The organism is Alishewanella aestuarii B11 (assembly GCF_000280055.1).
Classification (GTDB): Bacteria; Pseudomonadota; Gammaproteobacteria; order Enterobacterales; family Alteromonadaceae; genus Alishewanella; species Alishewanella aestuarii.
In genome coordinates, this window is record NZ_ALAB01000025.1 from 1 (window position 1) to 23333 (window position 23333).

A 23333-nucleotide genomic window follows, 5' to 3' on the forward strand; every position below is an offset into this window, starting at 1 on the left:
GACTCAATTTTACTTTACTTACTGCTTCACTCTGCTTTTCGGGGCTTTCATTAGCACCCTGAAGCGAGGCGGCCATTTTAGTGATTTAAACGTTGCTGTCAAGCGTCTTTTTCAAGATTTTTGAGCGCTTCGTTTTCTCACCCGGCTTGCTAGCCAAACTGGTTTAGCGCAGCACCCGGCTACGCGCCCCGCATGTCATGGCGCGCATTATAGAGCGTTTTAATAAGGCTGCAAGCAGAGTTTATAGAAAACTTAGAGTTTTTAGATCGTTCGCAGAAAAATGCAGCAAAGTGCTTATTTTCAGACCTTTTTAATCGCTAACAAAGCTTTCAGACGCTTTTTACCGTATGCAAAGGCCTTATTAAAGATATGGTGACTCACTGGTATATAGTGGCGCTCCGTCGGTGAAAGCCAGGGGATATCTTCAACATCGGGATCGTTAATATAGACAAAGTCAGCGTCAACAGCACAAATCACTATCCAGTGTGGCGCTTTCGAGCGGTCAAACTGCCAGGTACTGATTAACGCCAGTAAGACATAACCATCTTTAAGCAGTTTACTTATTAAAGAGAGATCCGGTTCGGTTAGTACCAAAGGTAAACCTAGTTGCGTAACTTTAGCTTGATCTGCTTGATAGACCCGCTGCATCACCGACTTTTTTTCAGGACTACGCACCGAATCCAAAAACAAGGGGCCATCCTGATTCAGATAAATTTGCACTATAAAGCCGCGCTTTGCCGCAGCTAACGCCAAACCTCTAGGACCACAACCCCCATGACCAGACGTCATAAATATCGTTGTTGCTTCCCGCCATAGTTCAATTTCCAGATGTTCGGGGCTGAATTCCCCGGGTTGAAAATAGTTAAATGCCATTAGCAGACAGGCAGGGCCGCAAGTAAATGGGGTAGTTTGCGCAATATAAGGCACCAGTCTGGTATAGGACGCGGCCTGATAATGATGAATTTGTTTTTGCAGGCACAACGCATCACTATGATCTTCGTAAAAATCCAGCTTAACGCCGAATGGATGATAGCCAAGCTTTTGGTATAGTTTTATTGCAGGCTGATTGTCAGGCCGCACTTCTAATCGTAATAACACACAATGCCTGAGCAGCGCCTTTTGCTCCGCATCCGCGATCAGACGCTTGGCCAGACCTTGCCCTTGCAAACGCGGTACCACAGCAATTGAATATAACCTGGCCATACTGCTACCGCGCCGGTAGATCAATAAATAGTAACCTACTATCTCCTTGTCTAAACATAGCACAAAGAGATCACTACGTTTTTCAGAGATAAAACGTCTGAAACTGCGTTGACTAAGGCGGTCACTATGAAAACATTGCAGCTCAATAACCAGCAATGCCGATAGATCCTGACTAGTCGCTTCCCGGATCTCAATAACCTGTTGAACATCCATCCGATACAGTACTCAACGCTAATATCTGATTATGCTCAGTATAGTAGCGGAATTTACTTTTATTACCGATACTTTAGATAAGTTCTCAGGAAAGAGGATAAGCTCAACTTTATGGCAAAACTGGTTATTGTCGTCGACAAACTGCAAGACTGGGCTCCGTTCTATCAATATGATGGCGTGATGAGTCTGCCAGCCTATTTAAAATGGCAGCCGAAACAAAAACAAAGAGTCCGGGTCATTAATCTGTGCCGACAGTCACATTATCTGGGAACCGGCTATTATTGTTCATTATTGGCGGAAGCTCGCGGCCACAACGTTATGCCATCATTGCGAGCTTTCAATAAATTCAATCGCTTTGAAATATCTGAACTTATCGAAGAACTTCCCGGCACCTTACAAAGTCTGCTCGACAAAGCGCTGGCTGATGCTGCCGAACAGCAACTGCTGTTTAACATCTATTTTGGTGAAACCTCATCAAAAGCCCTGCGTAAATTTGCCAGCTATTTATTTGAGGCACTGCCAGTTCCCATTCTCCGGGTTGAGCTAAGTAAAAAGAATCACTGGCAGATCCGTTCCATAAAAATTGGTGCGGTACATAAGTTAACTGAGCAGGAACAAGGGCATTTCGCTGAAGTGTTGGAACGTTACAGTCACAAAATCTGGCGCCTGGAGCCAAAGAATGCCCGCTTTAAATATGATCTGGCTGTTTTGACCAACCCAAACGAGCCCTTTCCACCTTGCAGTCCGAAGTCGCTGGAGCTATTCCGAAAAGCTGCAAAGCGCGCGGCTATGGATACTGAATTAATTTCAGCCCGGGATATTCAGCGGCTACCGGAGTTTGATGGCCTGTTTATTCGCGAAACCACAGGCGTAAATCACCACACCTTTCATCTGGCGGTAAAGGCGGAGCGCGAGGGGTTAGCCGTCATCGACGACCCAAACTCAATCTTACGCTGTGGTAATAAGGTATACCTACAGACCTTATTTCAGCAGCATAAAGTGCCAGTACCAGACGGCTTAATGCTATTTAAACAGGACGAAGATAATCTGGAACGCGCCGCTGATACGCTTGGCTTACCTTTGGTGCTAAAGATCCCTGACGGCAGCTTCTCCCGTGGTGTGGTTAAAGTCACTACTCTGACCGAGTTAAAAGCACAGTTAAATGCTCTGTTTGAACAGAGCGCTATTATCCTGGCCCAGCGTTATACCTATACCGAGTTTGACTGGCGGATTGGCGTATTGAACGGTCAGCCACTATTCGCCTGTAAGTATTTTATGGCCCGTAATCACTGGCAGATTTATAAGCACGGTAAGGGCAAAACTCAGAGTGGCGGTTTTACCACCTGTGCGATTGCAGAGGTGCCGGCCCATGTGTTGCAAGCAGCGCTTGCCGCCTGTAAACCTATAGGTGACAGTTTATACGGTGTCGATCTGAAGCAAGCTGGTGAGCAAGTGTTCGTTATCGAGGTTAATGACAACCCCAATATTGATGATGGTGTCGAGGACTTGTATTTAGGCAACAAACTCTATGATCTGCTGGTAGAAGATTTTATCCGGCGCATTGAATTAAACCGATAAAAAAACCGGCTTAAGCCGGTTGATTTGGTGCAGATGGAGAGACTCGAACTCTCACGCCTTGTGGGCACAAACACCTGAAGCTTGCGTGTCTACCAATTCCACCACATCTGCGTTATGTCTACAGCCTTCGCTGCTCAACATGGCGTGCAGTATAACGATTTCAAAAGCAGCGTCAACTGGCTTTTTTAAAAATCTTACTGTTTGCTTAAATTTACAACGCGCGGCGCCAAACGCTGGTAAAAGCTATGCCTGGATGGATTACAGGCACATAAAAAGCAAAAAACCGGCCTTAGCCGGTTAATTTGGTGCAGATGGAGAGACTCGAACTCTCACGCCTTGTGGGCACAAACACCTGAAGCTTGCGTGTCTACCAATTCCACCACATCTGCATAACGTTTTGCGCAGTACGCTTAACGTGGCGTGCAGTATAGCGACTTATCAGGCCGCGTCAATACGATTTTCAGCCTGATAAGCGCGGTTGCACAATTTAGCAGCGTTTTAGCCTTTTTGGGCTTTTTTCAGCAAGCCAATCTCTTCCAAACGTTGCATCAGATAGTCGTTAGAGTTAATCGGCTCCGGATAGCGGTTTGGCCGCTCAGCACTGACACAGCTGGCTAGGGTTTCAATCACATAATCCGGATTCGGATGCATAAAAAACGGGATAGAATAACGAGGCTCACCCGCCGCTGCCCCCGCCGGGTTCACCACCCGATGCGTCGTTGATGGCAGTACATGGTTAGTTAAGCGCTGCAGCATATCGCCGATATTGACGACAATAGTGCCTTCAATGGTGGTCACCGGTAACCAGCTACCATCGCGGCGCAAAATTTCCAGCCCGGCTTCATTAGAACCCACAAGCAAGGTGATCAGATTAATGTCTTCATGCTGACCAGCCCGGATCGATTGGGTTGAGGTATCCTTAATCGGTGGATAGTGAATAGGCCGCAGAATGGAATTACCGTAATTAACCTTGTCGGCAAAGTACGACTGCTCTTGCCCCAGGAAAAGTGCCAGCGCTTCCAATACCCGGTTACCCAGCTTTTCCAGCTCGGTGTATAAACGGTAAGTCGCGTCTTTAAATGCCGGTACTTCAGTTGGCCAGACATTTGGATATAAACTGGGATGCGGCGCCGGGCCGTCCAGCTCCCGGCCAACATGCCAGAATTCCTTTAGATCCGGGTGATTAGAATCCTTGGCTTTTTCCACGCCAAAACCGGTGTAACCACGTGCCCCACCCTGACCAGGCTGGTGATACTTGGCTTTAACTTCGGTTGGCAGTGCAAAAAACTGCTTAATAGCTTGATAAGTGTTCTCTATTACCTCATCCGGAATACCGTGACCACTAATGCCACAGAATCCAAACTCAGTATAGGCCTTGCCAATTTCGGCAACAAAGTTATCTTTGTCGGTGGCAAACCGTCTTATATCCAACGTTGGAACATGTTGAGTCATATAAAAGACCTGTTTTTAGCCTAAAGAAAAAAAGAACCCTGCAATCGCAGCGCTCATTAAATTCGCTAATGTTGCAGCAAGTAAGGCTTTTAAACCTAACTCGGCAATATCAGCGCGCCGGCCTGGCGCCATACCACCCAGGCCGCCTAACAAAATGGCAATTGATGAGAAATTGGCGAAGCCACACAGGGCGATAGTAACTATCACCTGAGTATGCGCGCTTAACTGCTCTTTCACCTGCACAAAGTCGAGGTATGCGACAAATTCATTAATCACCAGCTTTTGACCGATAAAACTACCAGCCGCGCGGGCTTCTTCCCAGGACACGCCCAGAATAAAAGCCAGTGGTTGGAATACGTAACCAAAAATCAGTTGTAAAGTCAGATCGTCTTTACCCAGCCAACCACCGATTCCACCGACAATGCCATTAACCAGGGCGATTAAACCAACAAAAGCCAATAACATAGCACCAACATTCAGTGCCAGCTGCATACCACTGGAAGCCCCTGCGGCTGCGGCGTCAATCAGATTAGTATGCGGCTTTTCAGTGGTAATCTCTGCCAGATCATTTTTGGGTGTTTCGGTCTCCGGCAAAATCATTTTTGCCATTAAAAAACCACCCGGTGCCGCCATAAAGCTGGCCGCAATCAGATACTTTAACTCCACACCTAAACCAGCATAGCCGGCTAATACCGAACCAGCTACCGATGCCAGCCCCCCTACCATCACGGCAAACAACTCAGAGCGGGTCATCGTTGGGATAAAAGGTTTAACAATAAGTGGCGCTTCAGTCTGACCAACAAAGATATTGGCCGCAGCGGACATCGACTCAGGCCGGCTGGTGCCCAGTAATTTTTGCAAACCGCCACCAATTAAACGAATTACCCAGGTCATAATACCAACGTGATATAGCACCGCTATTAATGACGAGAAGAAAATAATGATGGTTAGTACATGGATTGCAAAAATAAAGCCTTGCGAGAAGTTACCCAAGTCACCAAACAGAAACTGGATACCGGCGTTGGCATAGCCGATAACATTCGCTACGACCTGAGAGATGCTGTAGAGCACTTCCTGACCAAAGGGCACATAGAGCACAAAGGCGCCAATGGCAATTTGAATAGCAAAGGCACCACCGACGGTACGCCAGTTAATCCGGCGACGATTTGCTGACGCCAGGTAGGCGACTAATAACAGGGCAACAATGCCCACTAATCCCATCATAATGTTTTCCTGGTTGTTATTCCGACAATAGCTGGCGGATTTTTGCTTTTATAATATCGATAGCAATCTGGTTTTTGCCACCGCGGGTGACCACCAGATCGGCGTATTGTTTCGAGGGAGCGATAAATTCAAAAAAGGCTGGGCGAACGGTGCTTTCATACTGTTCAGTTACCGAGGACAAACTACGACCACGGTCTTCAAGATCGCGCTTGATCCGGCGCAGCAAACAGATATCCAGCGGCGTATCCATAAAAACCGTGATATCAAACTGCTCACGTAACTGCTCGTCGGTCAGCAATAAGATCCCTTCTACCAGGATCACTTTTGCCGGCTGAACCTTTATAGTGTCATCAATGCGGGTATGCAGTTTATAACTATACTGCGGCATCGCTATGGTTTGGCCTGCACGTAATGCCTTTAAGTGTTCGACCAAGAGTTCGTGTTCGAAGGCTGACGGATGGTCATAGTTAGTCAGGATCCGTTGTTCAAAAGACAAATGACTCTGATCGCGGTAGTAAGCATCTTCAGACAGGATCGCAATACGCTCGCCACCCAACTCGGCTACCAGTTCCTGATAAACGGTTGAGGCAAATAAACTTTTGCCGGAAGCAGAGGCGCCGGCAATAGCGATAATGGTTCTTTTACCCATAAAACAGCCCGAAGAATTGCAAATAGCTGGTAATTATCGCTAATAACGCCGTGATTAGGAATAAAAACTTCCAAAAAAAATGCCAGTCAACTGACTGGCATTTTTGATAGCAACTAATAATTAGAAGCGGTAAGTCACACCAACTTTAATGCGCCAGGTAGAGTCTTCTGCATAGAACTTATCAAAATTGTTAAGATCTGTACGAGCACCACCATATTGATATTGACGTGTAGCTGGGTCTATGGTGAAGTCAACCAGCTGGAAGGTACCAAAATCACTGCCGTAAACCTTGCCTTTCGTGCTATCAAGCAGATTCAGGAAATTATCAACCACCATGTACACCACACCCTTGTGTCCATCCATAAAGCCAGGAATTTCCTGACGGATACTCAGATCAAGAGTTGTAACCCAGGGAGTCTTGTTACTAGCACGTGGGGCATAACCACCTGCGTATTTGTCCAGACCAAAAGCTTCAACCGCACGGAAGAAATCAGCTCTGTTTTGTGCGGCTGTTTTGATTAAAGTACCGTTGTCTCTGAAAGTATCGACAAATACAACATTTGGATCATTTGCTGTTGGGATATAAACTAATAAACCTCCAGATGTCGTTGTACCCGGGCTGATTAAATCAAATGGAGCTGTGCCTGGGCGTGAACGACCATCCAGATCAAAACCACGACCGAAGAAGGTTATCGGCTTACCTGAACGACGCTCGAAGAACATATTAAAATTGGTTTTATAACCCGCAAAAAACTCGTGTTCGTATCCCAGATTTAAAACCAAGCGGTGTTTTGTCTCAAATGTGGAAGTTCCAACATCAGCAAAATTCCTATTTATCGACGTGTTAAAACCATAGTTACTGCCAGCTGTAGCGCTAGTACTAGTATGAGCATCAGTAATATCTTGATGGGTATATGACGTAGTCATACTTAAGCCATTCGACCAGTTCTTACTTAACATGGTACTGAATATCTTCGAACGACCTTCTTTATCCGAATTGGTCAACATAATATCTGTTGTTCTGCCACCAACTTGATTAAGTGTATACAGGAAGCGGCCACCGTCTAAAGTGGTACCTGATTCTTTTCCTAACATACTGGCGTCAACCCAGAAAGCGCTGTCTTTAGGTTTTTTGTATGTAAACTCCGTGGTCCACATTACATTGTCACCAAAGTACGGAATATCTAACCGATAGTCCGCAGCTACTAAAAAGCGCCAATCCGAAGGTAGTTTAAAATTAGGATCAACTAAGTTGGTTCCCGCAAAAGTAGTCGAATTACTTACGCGATCCAGAGCAACAGTTGGAATTTCAGAGATACTAATATTCTCTAAAGCATTTGCAAGCGCGGCGTTAACATTATTCGCAGGGTCAATTTCGAGATTCCCGATACCAACACCGGGGTTGGAATATGAATTTGATACCCAAACTGTTGGTTGACCACCTGAGAAACGACCAAAGCCACCGCGTAGTGTCAGATCGTCTGTCGCATCCCACTTAATACCGAAACGTGGTAATAAAATGCCTACACCATCAAGATTCTCAGTATTGGACAGACCAGTACGAGCTTGCGACTGGGTGTTAAACTCAGGACGATCATTTGATGACAACCATTCATAACGTAAGCCAGCATCAATAGTTACATCCGGGTTCACAGCCCACTCATCATGCACATAAACTGAGTGCTCTTGACGAACAAATTCCGCAGCAGCATTGTTGGCATCTAGAGAAACATGGTTAGTGTAACGGAAGTAGTTGGCTCTACGGGCTTCAAAGTCATTTATACTGGAAAAGGTATATTGCCCTTTAGTCCGCTGTAAAAATAAGTTAAAGATATCAAGCTGTTTAAACTCATAACCAAAACTAACGCTATGATCACCAATCAGATAATCAGCGTCTAAGGCCATAATCAATGACTTCTTACGTAAGTCATTTGAATGACGGGAAATATCCGAACCGATGGCAACTGAACGACTGTCACCTAAGTTAACGATAACCTGACCAAAATCACCAAAAGATGCTTGGGTAGTAGGATTGTTAATATATGTTACACTTGCTTGAGTGGAGAAATCAGGTGTCCAGTCTGAATACAACTTAAAGGCATAGTTATTGAGCTCTTCAATACGGTTATACCAGTGAGAAGATAAACGCAGCTGGTCTCCGTTATTAGAGGTATTGGCCGTGCGATTGCCTTTTGTATACTGATAAGTAAAAGCAGCACGGTGATCGTCGTTAATATTCCAGTCTAATTTAAGTAGGAATTTTTTATCATCAACAACAGGTGAAGAATCCCAAACACCTGGCTCTACGCGATAGACCTGAGTTGCAATACGACGAATAGCATCATATTCAGCTTGTGTTACACGGCTGTCATTACTTGCACCGGCGCCAATTGGGCCCCACTCCAAAACTGTATCAGCTTCAAAATACTCATAAGACGCAAAGAAGAACAGTTTGTCCTTAACAACTGCTCCGCCTAGAGTAGCGCCATAAGTATACTCGTCGAACACGATAGGACGATCACGACCACGATCTTTAGGAGTACCAGCCATCTTATCGTTTTGCGTTTCGTAGAAAACACTACCTGATAGTTCGTTGGTACCAGATTTGGTGACAGCATTAATTTTTGCCCCCTGGAAACCACTATCTTTCGCTTTGAAAGGCGAAACATCAATAGTAACTTGTTCAATAGCTGCAAGAGAAATTGGCGAGCGTGTTGTTGGGTAACCATTTGCATTAAGGCCAAAATCATCGTTTTGAGCAATACCATCAATACTGATGCTGTTAAAACGAGGGTTAGTACCTGCAACGCTTAACTCACCATCTTTAGATGATAAAACAGCTAGAGGGTTATTCCGAACTATATCCTTAATATCTCGGGTAAAGCTTGGTGCATTTTCAATATCTTTAGCGCCAAAATAGCTGCTACTACCAGTATTACCAGCTAATATGGCTGTGCCAGTTACGGCGATACGCTCGACTTGTTGCGCTTCTAACTCAGCGTTAATCCGGAAAGATTCACCAAGTGATATAAAGATATTGTTGTAAACCTTAGTGCCTTGCGGGCTGGTAATAGTAATGGTGTAAGGACCACCAACACGTAAACCTGAGCTGGCAAAAGCACCGGCCTGGTTAGTCGTAGCAACAGAGCGGGTACCTGACGGCACGTGTAAAATTTCAACGCGGGCGTTGGCTGCAACTTCACCTGTTGCAGTAACAACGTTACCACGAATTGCAGAAGAGGTATCAGCAAATGCCATGTTGCTTACGCCAAGCGCGAGCGTAACAGCCATCGCTAAGTGTCTAATTTTCATATCGTTTTCACCTGGTAGTTGTGGGTTATGCTAAATCCGATTTAGTTTTTTGCACAGATAGTGTTCAATCGGGTATCCAAGCCTAAACTAAGATTATTTCACTTTCGTTACAGATACCAAATTATAGGAACTTATCTATAGTTATACTGTCAAAGGGCGTTCCCGTCATATTAGTGTAACATGTCTAATTTCTGATGCGAATAATAGTGCAGAAAATCAACGAAAAAAGTTCCATTTAATTTTATAATTTCTCAAAGACACCTCCCCTTCCCGACACTCTGCAGACATTATCAGCCAGCTTGCCCGGTCAATACTGGATCTTCTGTCATCGACTGGCTATGCTGATTGACCTTTTCGTTATATCGGGAACAGCAATGCTTCAACGCTTGATCGCCAAACTTTGTGTTGGCTTTTTTTTACTCAACAGTCAGGTGCTTATGGCCACACAGCAAATCACTGTCGCTACCTTTAATGTCAGTATGGAAGCCGAGAACTACCTGCCGAGAGGCAAAAGAGGTAGCAGCCAAATATTGATTGATATTCTGGCCAACGGCGACCACCCTCAGGTGAAAAATATTGCTGCCATTATTCAGCGGGTGCGGCCAGACATCCTGCTATTAAATGAATTTGACTATATTGCCGATCCGAAACAAGGTATCGAAGCCTTTATCAAAAACTATCTTAATCAGCCACAAGCCGGCAGCCCGCCGATTGATTACCCCTACTACTATTACAATACGGTCAATACTGGCCAACCCAGCCCGTTTGACCTGGATAATGATGGCGCGGCGACCGGTGTAGGCGCCGATGCCTGGGGCTATGGCTTTTACCCCGGACAATACGGTATGGTGTTGTTGTCTAAATATCCGATCGCGCTTGATCAGGTGCGGACCTTCCAACACTTTAAGTGGCAGGATATGCCAGGCCACTTGGTTACCACCAAAGCCGACGGTTCAGCCTGGTATAGCAATGATGCCTGGCAGCAATTCCCACTCTCTTCAAAAGCACACTGGGATATCCCGGTTCAGGTCGACGGTATAACAATCCACGTGCTGGCCAGTCACCCAACACCACCGGTGTTTGATGGCCCGGAAAATCGTAACGGTAAACGCAACCACGATGAAATCCGCTTTTGGGCTGATTATGTAACGTCAGGGCAGTCGGGTTATATCTACGATGATCAGGGTAGTAAAGGTGGCCTGCGCGGTGATGCACGTTTTGTAATTCTCGGAGATCTTAATGCTTCCGCCGAAGGCGAAGGCGATGCGCTACAGGCTGGGATCAGTGCTTTAATAAAGCATCAAAAAGTAAACAGTGATTTTATCCCGACTAGTGTAGGGGGTGCAGAGCATAGTCCAGACCGTGAATTTGGCGCCCGCCATACCGCAGGTTGGCGCATGCGGGCAGACTATGTACTGCCTTCCAGGCAAGGTTTTAACATCACATACGGTGGGGTATTCTGGCCGGCAAAAGCCGATGCCGACTATCCGTTAGTCGGCACCCGTGATGCCAGTTCAGATCACCGACTGGTTTGGCTAACCCTGCAGCTTACTGATTAGCTTTTTAGCGCTTAATCGGTTGCACATGTACCGTGACCTCTTCCCGGTCATGGTACAGATGCCGCGCCTGTAGTTGGTATCGAAATCCCGCCTCCTGCAACTGTTGCTCAAACGCAGCCAGTACTTCTTTTACGGTCTCGTAGCGTCTTTTCATCGGTAATTTCAGGTTAAAGATGGTTTCCTGACACCAACCCTGAATTAACCAGTCTGCAATACGCGCGGCAACGCGCTGCGGCTGCTCAATCATATCGCAAACCAACCAGTACACATTTTTCTTGGCGGGGACAAATTTAAAACCATCCACCATCAGATGCTTCACCTGCCCCGTTTCCATTAGCGACTCAGCCATGGGACCATTGTCGATAGCGGTCACCATCATACTGCGTTTCACCAACTGATAGGTCCAGCCACCAGGACAAGCACCCAAATCCACCGCTTGCATACCCGGCGCCAGCCGGGTTTCCCATTCATCTTTCGGGATAAAGGTGATAAAGGCTTCTTCCAGCTTTAAAGTACTGCGACTGGGCGCTTCCGGCGGAAACTTCAGCCGCAGAATACCGTTTTCCAGCGCAGAGTTATTCTCCGGGTAAGACAATCCCAGATAGCCACTGGTGCCGCTTAATAAAAACAAGTGCAAAACCGGCGCACGTTTATGTTCTTTTTGCAGCATTACCCCTGCCTGGCGTAAGGACTGGCGCAGCGGCACGGTCAGCTTGCGTGCCAGTGTCGATAAGGTCTTACCATCGTTCGTATCGGGGAATTCCACCCGCAAGCTGCCACAGCCGCTGAGTTCTTCCGCCAGTGCGGCCTGCAGTACGGGTGCGATCCGATCCTGGGCTGGCAGTTCAAGTTCGCCGCTTAGCAGCAATAACCACTGCCGGATAAAGATAAAGTGGTGAAAATCGAAATCGCGGTAAAAGCGCTGTAACGCTTCACTGTCATAGGCCTCAAAGATCACAAAGGCGCTGTTGGCTTTCAGTTTACAAAAACCAAACACCGCAAAGGCTGCGGCCTGATCCTGCAGCTCAGCCGCCGCTTCTTTTTCAAAGCCGGCACGGCAATATACTAATAATTGTTTCATCTTACTCTCTATGCCAGCTTATTTGACGCCAGCTTGCGATGGCCAGAAGCAGCCAACCTAAAATAAAGCTCTGGCCACCCAGCGGGGCCAAAGCCGTAATATGTAGCGGCAAAGCAAAAACGCCGCTTATCAGTGTCCAACAAAACAACCAGACACCCAGATGCCAACACAGTCTGACGGCCAGTAACAGCTTCGTCGGCTGCCAGATATTTAACAGCAGCAAACCTAAAGCATGTAATGCCAACATGGCTAAAGCAGCCAATACCCGCCCGGTCGCCAGCTCCGTTAAGCTGCTGTGCCATAAATGCATCAGTGCTGCCGCAAGCGCCACTACTGCGCCGCCGTATAAAGCTGCCAGACTAGTACTTAACTTTAGCCAGAATTGCATCGATACTCCCGCGGGTAAACTCGGCGGCCTGCGCTATTAATTGGCGCTGGCTCAGGCCGCTACTTTTAAGTGGCTGAAAATCATGATCCGCTGTTTTTAACCAGTGTAAGGTCACCTCGGGCCAAGCTGACATCAGCGCGCTCAGTTCAGCATAGTTGCCAAAGGGATCCCGCTCGCCCTGCATTATAATAAGCGGCCGGCTTAGCTCAGAAAAATGCCCGGTACGCCACTGTACTTTGCGCGGTGGATGAAACGGATAGCCATAAGCAAATACCGCCCCAACCCGCTCCTCCAAAGATTCAGGCAGCGCGGCCAGCAGCGACGCGACCCGCCCACCCATTGATTTACCGCCAATAAACAGCGGCAAATCGTCACCCAGCGCCTTTATCGCCGCCGCTAACTCCGGTAGCAAACTGGCAACTTTAGGCGGCGGCACCGGCTTACCGAGCTCGCGTTTACGCTGCATATAAGCAAACTCGAACAGCACCACCTCTATCTGCTGTTGCTGCAACGCTGCGGCCAGCTGCTGCATAAAGGCGCTATCACAGCCGGCGCCGGCGCCATGGCAAAGTAATAACCTGGCAACCGCTGTCATGCCAGCACCCGCAACGCTGCCAACAATGCCGGCAATGCCAGACGATCGACTAGCATTTAATCATCCATTGCCACCGCATTGGTAAATTGCTGCTCGGCAAATTCGGCCTGCTCGGCGCTGACCATATCCAGCATCCACTGCCGGAACGCGGTGATCTTGCCAAGCTCGGTTTGACTCTCGCGACACACCAGATAGTAAGAGTCTTTACTGATCAGCACATGATTAAACGGTACGATCAGCCGGCCAGAGCTAATATCCGGCCGCGCAAGTACATTATGCGCCAAGGCCACGCCCTGACCATGAATCGCCGCCTGTAGCACCATCGAGGAATGACTGAAGATCGGCCCCTGATTGACATTAAAGTTTTTAAAACCCTGGGTAGTAAACCAGGCTTTCCAGGCACGGCGTGAGCCATCATGCAGCAGGTTATGAAACCGCAGATCGGTTGGCTCTTTCAGCGGTTTGCTGCCATTTAATAACAGCGGTGAACAAACCGGTAGTAAATATTCGGTATGCAATTTATCGGCATGCAGGTTACGCCAGTTACCGCGACCATAATAAATGGCGACATCAACATCATCGGTCAGCGAGCCTTCATCCTGATCCACGGCCTTGATCCGCACATCGATATCCGGATGCTGTTCACTAAACTGGTTTAACCGCGGTACCAGCCACTGAATAGCAAAGCTTGGCTGCAGGCTAACGGTCAAGGATCCCTTAGCACCACGCGCCAGCAATTTTTCGGTGGCTTCGTGTAGCTGCAAAAAGATCTCTTTAATATCGAGAAAATAGCTCTGCCCTTCTTCGGTTAGCAGCAAAGAGCGGTTTTTCCGCATAAAGAGTTTCAGCCCCAGATGATCTTCCAGTGCTTTGATCTGGTGACTAATCGCCGCCTGAGTCACATACAGCTCTTCGGCTGCCTTGGTAAAACTTAGATGCCGGGCAGCAGTTTCAAAAGCTTTTAATGCATTAAGCGGCGGTAAACGGCGGGCCATAAGTCTCCGAAACGGGCGTAATGCAGCGGTTAGTTAGCAGGTGGCGTATAGCCATCAATCTGTACGTCCTGCCCCTGGAACAAAAAGGCTTCCATCTGCTGCTCTAACAACTTGCGATGCTCAACATTCATCATATTCAGCTTTTTCTCGTTAATCAGCATCACTTGCTTAGCTTGCCACTGTGCCCAGGCTTCTTTGCTGATGTTGTCGAAAATTTTCTTGCCCAGATCGCCCGGATAGAACTGGAAATCCAATCCCGGTGCCTCTTTTTGCAGAAATTGGCAAAATACGGTACGGCTCATAATTTTTCCTTGCTCAGACTTAATGCAGCCAGCTGCTGCAGCAGGTTTTTTGCCGGGGCTGACAACCCCAGTTCAGGTATGGCGCTTATTGTATACCAGAGCACGGCAGATTGCTCCTCTACCCGCGCCGGCAAGCTAGAAAGTTGCAGCCAAAGCGGATTGATCCATAAATGAAAATGGCTGAAGGTATGCCGAAAGGTCGCCAGCTCCGTTTGTTGTTGCACCGCCAGGCCCTGCAGCGCGATAAATTGCTCGCGCTCTGCGGCAGTGGCAAATTCCAGAAAACCATATAAGCCGCCCCATAAGCCACTAGCCGGACGCTGCTTTAGCAACACCTGATCGGCTGCGGTTAACAGTAGCCAAAAACTTTGCTGCTCAGGTAAGGCTTTCTTTGGTTTTTTACCCGGATAACCTTGCTGCTCGCCCTTTAACGCCGCCTGACAATGCCGGGCCAGCGGACACTCGGCACAGCGCGGTTTACTGCGGCTGCAAAGCGAAGCGCCCAAATCCATCATCGCCTGATTAAACTGCTGAACTGTATCCTTAGGCGTATAGCGCTCTGCAAGTTGCCACAGCTGCTGCTCGACCTTTTTCTCGCCCGGCCAGCCGCTTACTGCGGCAAAACGACTCAGCACCCGCTTGCAGTTACCATCTAAAATCGGGTAGTGCTGTCCCAGCGACAACGACAGAATAGCGCCGGCGGTAGAACGCCCGACACCGGGCAGCGCCAATACTTGTGAAAATTCGGTTGGAAATTCGCCCTGATGCAGTTCGACGATCTGCCGTGCCGCCTGATGTAAATTACGCGCCCGCGCATAATAGCCAAGACCAGTCCAGTAGTGCAGCACCTCGTCGATTTGCGCAGCAGCCAGGGTGTTAACGTCCGGGAAACGGGCGAAAAAACGCTGAAAATAGGGTATTACTGTCACCACCTGAGTCTGCTGTAACATTACCTCCGAGAGCCAGGTTTTATAGGGGCTGGGCCGTTGCTGCCAGGGTAAATCTTTGCGGCCATGTTGCTGGTACCATGCTACCAACTGCTCACTAAACCAGGTATCAGTTTGCAAAAATACGACTCCTGCCATTGAAAAGCACCGATTGTAACAGAGCCCGAGGTTGAGCTTGCTACCGTTTCCAAGGATAATAGCCGACTTATTTTTCAGATTGGAGCTTTGCATGACCAACCAGGCCACACCGCCAAACGACCATCAGCCGGATGATGCCAGTACGCAACCTTATTTACGGCGGATCCGCTCTTTCGTGTTGCGTGAAGGCCGCTTAACCAAGGGCCAACAACTGGCACTGGAAAATCACTGGTCAGGCTATGGCGTGGATTATCAGCCAGCACTACTGGATCTGGACCTGTTATTTGGTCGCAGCGCCCCGCGGGTACTGGAAATTGGCTTTGGCATGGGCAAATCACTGGTGGCGATGGCAAAGGCCGCGCCAGCACAAGACTTTATCGGCATTGAAGTGCATAAGCCAGGGGTTGGTGCCTGCTTATCCGAAGCCGTTACGCAGGGCGTAAGCAATCTGAAAGTGTTTGAACATGATGCGGTTGAAGTGTTAGCTGAGATGATCCCAGAGCAAAGCCTGGATACAGTGCAACTGTTTTTCCCGGATCCCTGGCACAAAAAGCGCCATCATAAAAGACGGATCGTGCAGCCAGACTTTGTGCAGGCACTGCGCAGTAAATTAAAGATCGGTGGTGTCTTTCATATGGCGACCGATTGGGAAAACTATGCCGAGCATATGCTGGAAGTCATGCAAGCTGCCGAAGGTTTTCAGAACTTATCCGCCAACAACACCTATGTCGAACGCCCTGAACACCGGCCTTTGACCAAATTCGAACAACGTGGCCAGCGCTTGGGCCATGGTGTCTGGGATCTGATGTTTAAAAGGATAAGTTAATGCTTGCTAACAGCAGTCAGCTGATTTTACGCAACCTGGACGATTTACAGGGCCCGGTATTATTTGTCGAGCCAGAAGCCGACCAACTGGCCCGCCAGTTAGCGGCCCTGGGGCAAATCAGCTGCTTTACCACTGATGCCGCCGTTAAACAGCAGTGGCAGCAAGCCGGTGCCGAAGTTTACTTTAGCGCTACGCCGGCCTTTAGCCAGCAGTTTGCCACCGCAGTGTTGTTTTATCCCAAGAGTAAAGAACTACTGGCCGATAATCTGGCCCGTATCGCCAGTGCACTGCATCCTAATGCCCAGCTCTATGTGGTAGGTGATAACAAAGGCGGTATTAAAAGCCTGGTTAATCATGCAGAGAAGCTGGGGTTACACGCGCATAAACTGGATAACGCCAAACACTGCCTGTGGTTTTCACTCGCTGGCGATCTCAGTCAACTCAAACCCGGCGCCATAAGTCAGTTTAGGATCCAGCATCAGGGTAAGAACCTGACAATCTGTTCGCTGCCCGGGGTATTTAATCATGGTAAGCTGGATATCGGTACCGCGCTGTTACTGCAGCACCTGGGTCATATCCAGGATGGCAAGGTGCTGGATTTCGCCTGCGGCGCCGGCATTATTGGCGCCGCACTAAAACAGCAGGCGCCAGGCATTGAGCTGTATTGCTCGGATATCAGCGCTTTGGCTATCACTGCTACCAACGCCACCTTGCAAGCTAACCAACTGAGTGGTCAGGTCATCGCCGCTGATGGTTTGCCCGCTCAGCCGCAGCTGTTTAAGCATATTGTCAGCAATCCGCCCTTTCATACCGGCATTAAAACCGACTACAGTATCAGTGAAGCCTTTATTGCCCAAAGCGCGGCGCGGCTACAATCTGGTGGTACCTTAACACTGGTCGCCAACAATCATCTCGCCTACCAACAACTGCTGGAGCAAGCCTTTGGTAAGGTAAATATTCTGGCCAAAGCCAATGGTTTTGTGATTTATCAGGCTACGAAAAAATAGCCTTAACAGGAGGCAGTAACGGTGCGGTTTAGCTTATTCGCATTTGGCAGTCTGATATTAGTAAAGCTGATGCCAGCGGCACTACTTGCAGCCGAAACTAACACGACCATCGAAAGCGCTACTGCGGCGACCAGCGCGGGTTGTTTGCAGGCACCCGGACGGACCCGGGCCTGTCCGCATAAACTGTACCGGGCTATGCAATTACCCGGTATGACGGCCCCGGCCCTGCGCTGTATTTGCGTCACTGACTTTGCGCCCCTGCTGACAGAGCCCGAAACGCCCGAGCAACGCTTGGCACAGCTGCGTTTAAAACAACAATTATCCGCGCATTTGCAACATGATGTGGAGCCGGTACTGCAGATTATCCGGCGCTAGTGCGCCTGCTTCCCGACGGCCTAATCAGGCCGGTAACAACACCAAACGGCTGGCAAAACTTCCCAGATACTCTTCCTGACCAGCCAGCAGTACCGGGACTAGGTAAAGCTCATTGCGTTCCACCCAGTAAATCGCATTTTGGGTAAACTCTTCTGCCAAAGCAATGCCCAGCGCTTTATCACAAAACACCAACCAGCTTTTTTCCTGAAAACTGTAATCAGGTGCCGCCCCTATCACTGAGCGATAAGGACAACCCAGCTGCTGTAACCGCTGTTGCAGTTTCTTATCCAGTAATTGGTTAAATAGCGTATGGGTAATTTGACCGGCAGGATTCTGGCCGCTGATGATGGCAAAACTCACGCCGGGAGCCAGGCCCTGGTGACAGAGGAAAATCGTTTCTTTATAACTTTGCCATAAATTCATGCTCGGCCTCCGCCCGCCAGAACTGCAACTACTATAATATTGATGGATAAAATTTCCACTTTCCTTTGCGAAAAAGCTGAATTCTGTTTAGCATCTAGTAAGCAGATTGCGAAAGTAAGGACCATCTGGCCGAACATGAGTGGCATCAATCGCACCACTTCAATGAAAACAGCATTAATTTTTTTAGTCATGCTGATTTGCAGTTTAACTTTGGCTGTGGCCCTGATTTTATCCAATGGCCTGGATTTTAAACGCCAACAAAAGCAACTGGAGCAAGAGTTAGCGGCCTTGCTCAATATTATTGCCATCAATACACAGTCGACACTGTTAACCAATAACAGATTCCGCGAAGAACAGCGCCTGGCCGCTTTTGATGCTATTACCGCTATTAAAAATATTCATATCTACAAATACGAAGAAGCCGGGCAACAGCTTAATTTTTTCGTCAGCTATAATCGAAAAGACATTGGCCCCTGGCCACTGCAGATTGACCGTATCAGCGAAATCATTACCCAAAAGCAACCGATCCGTAAAGGCGATACGCTAGAGTTTGGTCGAGCCGTGGTACTGGATAATCAGTTACTTGGTTATGTTTATGTTCGCGCCACCGCGGAAGAACTGACACAATCGCAACGTCAACAAACACTGGTCAGCATTCTGATCGCCATTCTCGCTTTACTACTCGGTTACATCCTGGTGTTACAGTTACAAAAGCGCTTTACCGGACCACTTAATGTGCTGCTCGATTTAGTACACCGGGTAGCGCGGGAAAGGGATTACTGTGTGCGGGCGCCGGCCGCTAAGGTGCAAGAGTTTAATCTACTCAGTCGGGCCTTTAATACGATGATGGATCGAATTGAGAGCCAACTGAATAAACGCGCACAGGCTGAAGACGAAATTAAGCAGTTAAATCAGAGTTTGGAGCAAAAAATTGCCGAGCGGACTGCCGCACTGCGGGAGTCGAATCAGGAATTATTAAATACCCTGGCCACCTTGCATCAATATCAAAACCAGATTGTTGAAACCGAAAAAATGGCCAGCCTGGGGCAGATGGTGGCTGGCATCGCCCACGAAGTAAACACCCCCATTGGCTTAGGGGTTACCGCCTCAACACTACTGCAGGACAAGGTTCAGGAAATTGAAAGCGCTTTTGAAAACAAAACGCTGAGCTCAAACCAGTTAGCGCGCTTTCTTAGTGACAGTAAAGAAAACCTGGGGATTATCTATCGCAACCTTGAGCGCGCCGCTGGCTTAATTAGCAGTTTCAAACAGGTCGCGGTTGATCAGTCGAATGAGAATCAGCGCCAATTTAATATGCTGCAGCTGATTAATGAAGTACTGCTGTCGCTGCGACCTAATCTGAAAAAGACGAATCATCAAATGCATATTGATTGCCCGCCGGAACTTACCATCAACAGTAAACCAGGGCCCATTAATCAAATCTTGATTAATCTGATTATGAATAGTCTGCTGCACGCCTTTGACGAGGGCAGCGCTGGTGAGATCAATATTCGGGTCGAGCTCAAACATCACCGCTGCCTGCTACATTACAGCGACAATGGCAAGGGAGTACCTGAGCATATCCGTAAGCGGATCTTTGACCCCTTCGTGACCACAAGACGTGGTGAAGGCGGCAGCGGCCTGGGAATGCACCTGGTCTATAATCTGGTCACCCAGGCGTTAAATGGCAAGATCCTCTTAGAAAGTAGTTTGGGTGAAGGCATTCAAATCGATATTGATTTCCCGGTGGGCAATCTAAGCCCAAGCAAACTAAATAATCGCTAGACTAACCACTTGAAAAATAAAGCAATCAACAAACCAGAAGCATTAGGAAAGACTAATTGTTAACAAAAATCTTGTTAACAATTGGCCGCTTGGATTATAATCATCTTTAATTTGACACCTGTCAGACACAATGTCTACAGTCTAAATACCTACTTCTTACAACTCCCAAATAAGGTTTAACGCTAATGCAAACACCCGTGATTCTGGTCGTAGAAGACGAAGAAGTGACCCGTTTAAATCTGGTTAGTCTGTTTCAGGGAGAGGGCTATCAGGTTATCGAAGCCATAAATGGTGACGAAATGTATCAGAAACTGGAAACTAACCCAGTTAATCTGATTGTCATGGATATTAATTTACCCGGCAAAAACGGCCTGATCCTGGCAAGGGAATTACGGCAAAAGCAAAATATCGGACTGATATTCCTTACTGGCCGCGACAGCGAAGTTGATCGTATTCTCGGCCTGGAAATCGGTGCCGACGATTATCTGACCAAGCCATTTAATCCACGCGAACTCACTATTCGTGCCCGCAACCTGTTAAATCGTACAGTCGCGCAACCTGTAGTGGAAGAGCACAAGAGTGTAGTGAAATTCAACGGCTGGACGCTGGATGAAAATAGCCGTAATTTGACCTCTCCAACCGGGATGGCACGTCGTTTACCTAAGGGTGAATATCGTGCGCTGCGCTTGATGCTGGATACACCGGGTAAGATCTTCACCCGTGAGCAATTGATCCGTCATATGACCGGCCGCGAGTTGCGTCCGAATGACCGTACTGTCGATGTCACCATTCGTCGTATTCGTAAACACTTCGAATCTGATGTCGAGAGCCCGGAGTTAATCAGCACCATCCATGGTGAGGGTTATCGCTTTGTCGGCAAGATCGATAAATAATTAAGCGTCTTTAATATATTGCTGCAGAGTAGCCAGATGCTGCTCTGCAGTAAAATGCAGCTCCAGTAATTGCCGTTCCAATAGCGCCCAGTCAGGCTCCTGTTCTTCCAGCTTTCGTGCTTGTTCCTGTAACCAAAGTAAACCGACCGCGGCTGCCGCCCCCTTTAGTTTATGCGCCATACTTTGCAACTCTTTGAATTGTTGCTGCACCGCAGCCTCGAGTAACTTATTAATATAGCCTGGTAATAACTGCGCAAATAACAACACACTACGCTGCATCGCATCCTTACCCAACGTCTGTAAATAATGCTGCAAAATATTGGTATCCAGCACAGCCGGAGCCTGCTCGCTACTCGCCGCCGTCGGCGCGGTTTGCTCCGAGTTTTGCTGCAGTTTAAGAGCACTGGGCGAAAACAGCTCAGCTAATAATAAGTCTAATTTTTCGGTATTCAGTGGTTTGGACAGCACCCCGTCCAGCTTGATATCCGCCAGTTTCTGCTGTGCTTTGCGCACATTAGCTGTCAGCATCACAATGGGCAGTGCCGATAAATGACTTTCACTGCGGATATAACGGGCGATCTGATCGCCATCCATATCAGGTAGCTGCATATCCAGAAGCACCAGATCAATATCGTCCTCTGTTTCAAGCAAGGCGAGCGCATCCTCTCCGGTTTCGGCCAGTAACACTGTATGACCTCGCTGTTCCAACAGCGCCATCGCAATATCGGCATTTAACGGCACATCTTCAATCAACAGAATCGTTAGCGCCGGACAGTTAATGGGCGCGGGTTGTGACGGTGCCTGAGCAAACACGACGGGTAAACTGACGGTAAAACAACTGCCAGCGCCGGGCGTACTCTTTACACTGATCTCACCGGCCATGGCTTCGATCAGCGAACGCGATACCGACAAGCCGATACCCGAACCAAGAATACTCAAGCGCTGGCCATCACGGGATTTATAGTACATATCAAAGATCCGTGGCAGATCATGATCGGCGATGCCAATACCGGTGTCGATCACCTGTAACTGCAGAAACTGCTGTGTTAGCTGACAGTGCAGGGTCACCTGCCCCTGCCGGGTGAATTTAACAGCATTACTTAACAGATTCCATAACACCTGACGTAAGCGCGTAGGATCCAGCAGCAGGTAGCAGGCGGTAGTGCCCTCTGTTTGCAACTGAAAACTCAACCCTTTTTGCTGACAGATCAACTGCGCAAAATTGCCAATATCATCCAGGAACTGCTGTAGCTGTACACCCTGGTAGACGATATCGAGCTCCTGACGGTCAATTTTATCTAGGTCAATAATATCGTTGAAGATATTACCCAGGGTTTCGGCACTGGTAAAAATGGTATTGGCCCAGCTGAACTGTTCCGGCGCCAGTTCACTGCCCAGCAGGCGCCGGCTTAAACCGACAATGCCATTTAGTGGGGTGCGCAGCTCATGACTGAGGGTTGCAATAAACTGGCCTTTGTCCTGATACGCTTTTTCTAATGCCTGTTCAGCCAATTTGCGTGACGTAATATCACGACCAAAGCCCAGTAAACCGATATAGCGTCCTTGTCTGTCGTAAAACGGCAAATGGCGCATTTCAAACCACAGTACATTGCCATCTTCTTTTTTAAATTCGACATCCAGCGTCAGCTCAGTCTCGGGTTCCGCCTGCTCATACTCAGATAAGATTGCTGCCTGCGGACTGTCTGCGGCATAGAGCTGGGTCAGATCCCGGCCGATCAACTCAGCCATTGGCCGCTCCATAATACTCTCGAACATCTTATTACAGCTGGCCAGTAAACCCTTTTCGTCGCGGTAGTAAAACAGATCCGGCGAACTATCTACGATGGAGCGGATCAGCAAGCTCTGCTCCGCCAGTTCCTGCTCTGTTTTACGACGCTCACTGATTTCTTTACGCAGCTCTTCAATAGCCCGCCTTTTCGCCTGAAATGCCTTCTTCCGCTCCTCGATTTCGAAGTTAAGCTGCCGGATACTTTGCTGCATGGTCTGATTGAGTTGTTGCTCAGATTGCGTCGAGTTTTGTACAAATGACAAGGCGGCATCCAGCCTGACTACCAGATAACAAATCACAAACACCAGGCAAGCAAACAACGGCACCGTATAAACCAGCAGTAACTGCAACTCATGAATGACCACTTCCCGGTTAAAAATCGCCGCATAACCGAGATAACTCAGTAGTACCAGCGCCGCCAGCAATAACACCAGTAGGGTTGCCAGCTGCCAACTGCCCCATTGCCGGATGCGGCGGGCCAGTGTTGTCAGCTGCGGTATTGAGGAAATTTGCATAGGTTAACCTTTGAATACTTGCCAATACCCGCCAAAGCCGCAGGCTTGATTCCTAGGGCGTGTTGACGTCTGCTGCTTGTTTTT

20 protein-coding genes and 2 tRNA genes are annotated in these 23333 nt (G+C 48.2%); 7 read left to right on the forward strand and 15 right to left on the reverse strand.

Features of this window, described 5'->3' with window-relative positions:
• Nucleotides 1–300: 300 nt before the first annotated feature.
• Nucleotides 301–1416, reverse strand: coding sequence for a GNAT family N-acetyltransferase/peptidase C39 family protein (locus AEST_RS09160; protein WP_008608630.1), 1116 nt, complete (start codon nucleotides 1414–1416; stop codon nucleotides 301–303).
• Between the two features lie 111 nt (nucleotides 1417–1527).
• Between AEST_RS09160 and AEST_RS09165 the strand changes: the two genes are divergently transcribed.
• Nucleotides 1528–2994 (forward strand): RimK family alpha-L-glutamate ligase, encoded by a 1467-nt coding sequence (locus AEST_RS09165; RefSeq protein ID WP_008608631.1) that lies wholly within the window; start codon nucleotides 1528–1530, stop codon nucleotides 2992–2994.
• A 25-nt stretch (nucleotides 2995–3019) separates the two neighbouring features.
• On the opposite strand, the gene AEST_RS09170 is transcribed toward AEST_RS09165, so the two are convergent.
• From AEST_RS09170 to AEST_RS09195, 6 genes are all read right to left on the reverse strand, one after another.
• Nucleotides 3020–3105 (reverse strand) — tRNA-Leu (locus tag AEST_RS09170).
• Between the two features lie 192 nt (nucleotides 3106–3297).
• Nucleotides 3298–3383, reverse strand: a tRNA-Leu gene (locus AEST_RS09175).
• Nucleotides 3384–3492: 109 nt separating this feature from the next.
• Nucleotides 3493–4446 (reverse strand): isopenicillin N synthase family dioxygenase, encoded by a 954-nt coding sequence (locus AEST_RS09180; RefSeq protein WP_008608633.1) that lies wholly within the window; start codon nucleotides 4444–4446, stop codon nucleotides 3493–3495.
• A 15-nt stretch (nucleotides 4447–4461) separates the two neighbouring features.
• On the reverse strand, nucleotides 4462–5670 hold the full coding sequence (locus tag AEST_RS09185; RefSeq protein ID WP_008608634.1) for a NupC/NupG family nucleoside CNT transporter: 1209 nt from the start codon (nucleotides 5668–5670) through the stop codon (nucleotides 4462–4464).
• 16 nt (nucleotides 5671–5686) lie between these two features.
• On the reverse strand, nucleotides 5687–6319 hold the full coding sequence (udk, locus tag AEST_RS09190; RefSeq protein ID WP_008608636.1) for a uridine kinase: 633 nt from the start codon (nucleotides 6317–6319) through the stop codon (nucleotides 5687–5689).
• Between the two features lie 120 nt (nucleotides 6320–6439).
• A complete protein-coding gene (locus tag AEST_RS09195) occupies nucleotides 6440–9631 on the reverse strand; it encodes a TonB-dependent receptor (RefSeq protein WP_008608637.1) in 3192 nt (1063 codons plus the stop codon).
• A 374-nt stretch (nucleotides 9632–10005) separates the two neighbouring features.
• On the opposite strand from AEST_RS09195, the gene AEST_RS09200 reads away from it, so the two are divergent.
• The gene (locus AEST_RS09200; RefSeq protein WP_008608638.1) at nucleotides 10006–11190 is read left to right on the forward strand and encodes an endonuclease/exonuclease/phosphatase family protein; all 1185 of its coding nucleotides are present in this window, start codon (nucleotides 10006–10008) and stop codon (nucleotides 11188–11190) included.
• Nucleotides 11191–11194: 4 nt separating this feature from the next.
• Here the strand turns inward: AEST_RS09200 and rlmM are convergent, their stop codons facing one another.
• The 6 genes from rlmM to mutY are packed head-to-tail and all read right to left on the reverse strand — an operon-like array spanning nucleotide 11195 to nucleotide 15618.
• Nucleotides 11195–12271, reverse strand: coding sequence for a 23S rRNA (cytidine(2498)-2'-O)-methyltransferase RlmM (rlmM, locus tag AEST_RS09205; protein ID WP_008608639.1), 1077 nt, complete (start codon nucleotides 12269–12271; stop codon nucleotides 11195–11197).
• 1 nt (nucleotide 12272) lies between these two features.
• Entirely contained in the window at nucleotides 12273–12659 is a 387-nt protein-coding gene (locus tag AEST_RS09210; protein ID WP_008608640.1) for a DUF423 domain-containing protein, read from the reverse strand.
• Nucleotides 12631–13254, reverse strand: coding sequence for an alpha/beta family hydrolase (locus AEST_RS09215; protein ID WP_008608641.1), 624 nt, complete (start codon nucleotides 13252–13254; stop codon nucleotides 12631–12633). Before AEST_RS09215 ends, AEST_RS09210 begins: the two co-directional genes overlap by 29 nt.
• Before the next feature lie 56 nt (nucleotides 13255–13310).
• Complete coding sequence (locus AEST_RS09220) at nucleotides 13311–14249, reverse strand: transcriptional regulator GcvA (protein ID WP_008608642.1); 939 nt, start codon at nucleotides 14247–14249, stop codon at nucleotides 13311–13313.
• Nucleotides 14250–14278: 29 nt separating this feature from the next.
• On the reverse strand, nucleotides 14279–14551 hold the full coding sequence (locus tag AEST_RS09225) for an oxidative damage protection protein (protein ID WP_008608644.1): 273 nt from the start codon (nucleotides 14549–14551) through the stop codon (nucleotides 14279–14281).
• Nucleotides 14548–15618, reverse strand: a complete 1071-nt coding sequence (gene mutY / locus AEST_RS09230; RefSeq protein WP_008608645.1) for an A/G-specific adenine glycosylase — start codon at nucleotides 15616–15618, stop codon at nucleotides 14548–14550. Before mutY ends, AEST_RS09225 begins: the two co-directional genes overlap by 4 nt.
• A 109-nt stretch (nucleotides 15619–15727) precedes the next feature.
• On the opposite strand from mutY, the gene trmB reads away from it, so the two are divergent.
• Genes trmB through AEST_RS09245 form a run of 3 tightly spaced genes read left to right on the forward strand, consistent with a single transcriptional unit; the run spans nucleotide 15728 to nucleotide 17844 of the window.
• On the forward strand, nucleotides 15728–16462 hold the full coding sequence (trmB, locus tag AEST_RS09235) for a tRNA (guanosine(46)-N7)-methyltransferase TrmB (RefSeq protein ID WP_008608646.1): 735 nt from the start codon (nucleotides 15728–15730) through the stop codon (nucleotides 16460–16462).
• Nucleotides 16462–17469, forward strand: a complete 1008-nt coding sequence (locus tag AEST_RS09240) for a class I SAM-dependent methyltransferase (protein WP_008608648.1) — start codon at nucleotides 16462–16464, stop codon at nucleotides 17467–17469. The genes trmB and AEST_RS09240 overlap by 1 nt, the downstream gene beginning before the upstream one ends.
• A 21-nt stretch (nucleotides 17470–17490) precedes the next feature.
• Nucleotides 17491–17844, forward strand: a complete 354-nt coding sequence (locus AEST_RS09245; protein ID WP_008608649.1) for a hypothetical protein — start codon at nucleotides 17491–17493, stop codon at nucleotides 17842–17844.
• A gap of 24 nt (nucleotides 17845–17868) precedes the next feature.
• Here the strand turns inward: AEST_RS09245 and AEST_RS09250 are convergent, their stop codons facing one another.
• Entirely contained in the window at nucleotides 17869–18267 is a 399-nt protein-coding gene (locus tag AEST_RS09250; protein WP_008608650.1) for a DUF3293 domain-containing protein, read from the reverse strand.
• 162 nt (nucleotides 18268–18429) lie between these two features.
• Between AEST_RS09250 and AEST_RS09255 the strand changes: the two genes are divergently transcribed.
• A complete protein-coding gene (locus AEST_RS09255; RefSeq protein WP_156803886.1) occupies nucleotides 18430–20052 on the forward strand; it encodes a HAMP domain-containing sensor histidine kinase in 1623 nt (540 codons plus the stop codon).
• A 185-nt stretch (nucleotides 20053–20237) separates the two neighbouring features.
• A complete protein-coding gene (gene arcA / locus AEST_RS09260) occupies nucleotides 20238–20945 on the forward strand; it encodes a two-component system response regulator ArcA (RefSeq protein WP_008608653.1) in 708 nt (235 codons plus the stop codon).
• Here arcA and AEST_RS09265 read toward each other — a convergent pair whose 3' ends face one another.
• Nucleotides 20946–23249 (reverse strand): ATP-binding protein, encoded by a 2304-nt coding sequence (locus AEST_RS09265; protein ID WP_008608654.1) that lies wholly within the window; start codon nucleotides 23247–23249, stop codon nucleotides 20946–20948.
• Between the last annotated feature and the right edge of the window lie 84 nt (nucleotides 23250–23333).

Bases quoted from the DNA above. Each gene is read 5' to 3' on its own strand.
- udk (WP_008608636.1), bottom strand. From the start codon at position 6,319: ATGGGTAAAAGAACCATTATCGCTATTGCCGGCGCCTCTGCTTCCGGC.
- AEST_RS09210 (WP_008608640.1), bottom strand. From the start codon at position 12,659: ATGCAATTCTGGCTAAAGTTAAGTACTAGTCTGGCAGCTTTATACGGC.
- AEST_RS09200 (WP_008608638.1), top strand. From the start codon at position 10,006: ATGCTTCAACGCTTGATCGCCAAACTTTGTGTTGGCTTTTTTTTACTC.
- AEST_RS09240 (WP_008608648.1), top strand. From the start codon at position 16,462: ATGCTTGCTAACAGCAGTCAGCTGATTTTACGCAACCTGGACGATTTA.
- AEST_RS09185 (WP_008608634.1), bottom strand. From the start codon at position 5,670: ATGATGGGATTAGTGGGCATTGTTGCCCTGTTATTAGTCGCCTACCTG.
- arcA (WP_008608653.1), top strand. From the start codon at position 20,238: ATGCAAACACCCGTGATTCTGGTCGTAGAAGACGAAGAAGTGACCCGT.
- AEST_RS09250 (WP_008608650.1), bottom strand. From the start codon at position 18,267: ATGAATTTATGGCAAAGTTATAAAGAAACGATTTTCCTCTGTCACCAG.
- AEST_RS09215 (WP_008608641.1), bottom strand. From the start codon at position 13,254: ATGACAGCGGTTGCCAGGTTATTACTTTGCCATGGCGCCGGCGCCGGC.
- trmB (WP_008608646.1), top strand. From the start codon at position 15,728: ATGACCAACCAGGCCACACCGCCAAACGACCATCAGCCGGATGATGCC.
- AEST_RS09220 (WP_008608642.1), bottom strand. From the start codon at position 14,249: ATGGCCCGCCGTTTACCGCCGCTTAATGCATTAAAAGCTTTTGAAACT.
- rlmM (WP_008608639.1), bottom strand. From the start codon at position 12,271: ATGAAACAATTATTAGTATATTGCCGTGCCGGCTTTGAAAAAGAAGCG.
- AEST_RS09160 (WP_008608630.1), bottom strand. From the start codon at position 1,416: ATGGATGTTCAACAGGTTATTGAGATCCGGGAAGCGACTAGTCAGGAT.
- AEST_RS09165 (WP_008608631.1), top strand. From the start codon at position 1,528: ATGGCAAAACTGGTTATTGTCGTCGACAAACTGCAAGACTGGGCTCCG.
- AEST_RS09180 (WP_008608633.1), bottom strand. From the start codon at position 4,446: ATGACTCAACATGTTCCAACGTTGGATATAAGACGGTTTGCCACCGAC.
- AEST_RS09255 (WP_156803886.1), top strand. From the start codon at position 18,430: ATGAAAACAGCATTAATTTTTTTAGTCATGCTGATTTGCAGTTTAACT.
- AEST_RS09195 (WP_008608637.1), bottom strand. From the start codon at position 9,631: ATGAAAATTAGACACTTAGCGATGGCTGTTACGCTCGCGCTTGGCGTA.
- AEST_RS09225 (WP_008608644.1), bottom strand. From the start codon at position 14,551: ATGAGCCGTACCGTATTTTGCCAATTTCTGCAAAAAGAGGCACCGGGA.
- AEST_RS09265 (WP_008608654.1), bottom strand. From the start codon at position 23,249: ATGCAAATTTCCTCAATACCGCAGCTGACAACACTGGCCCGCCGCATC.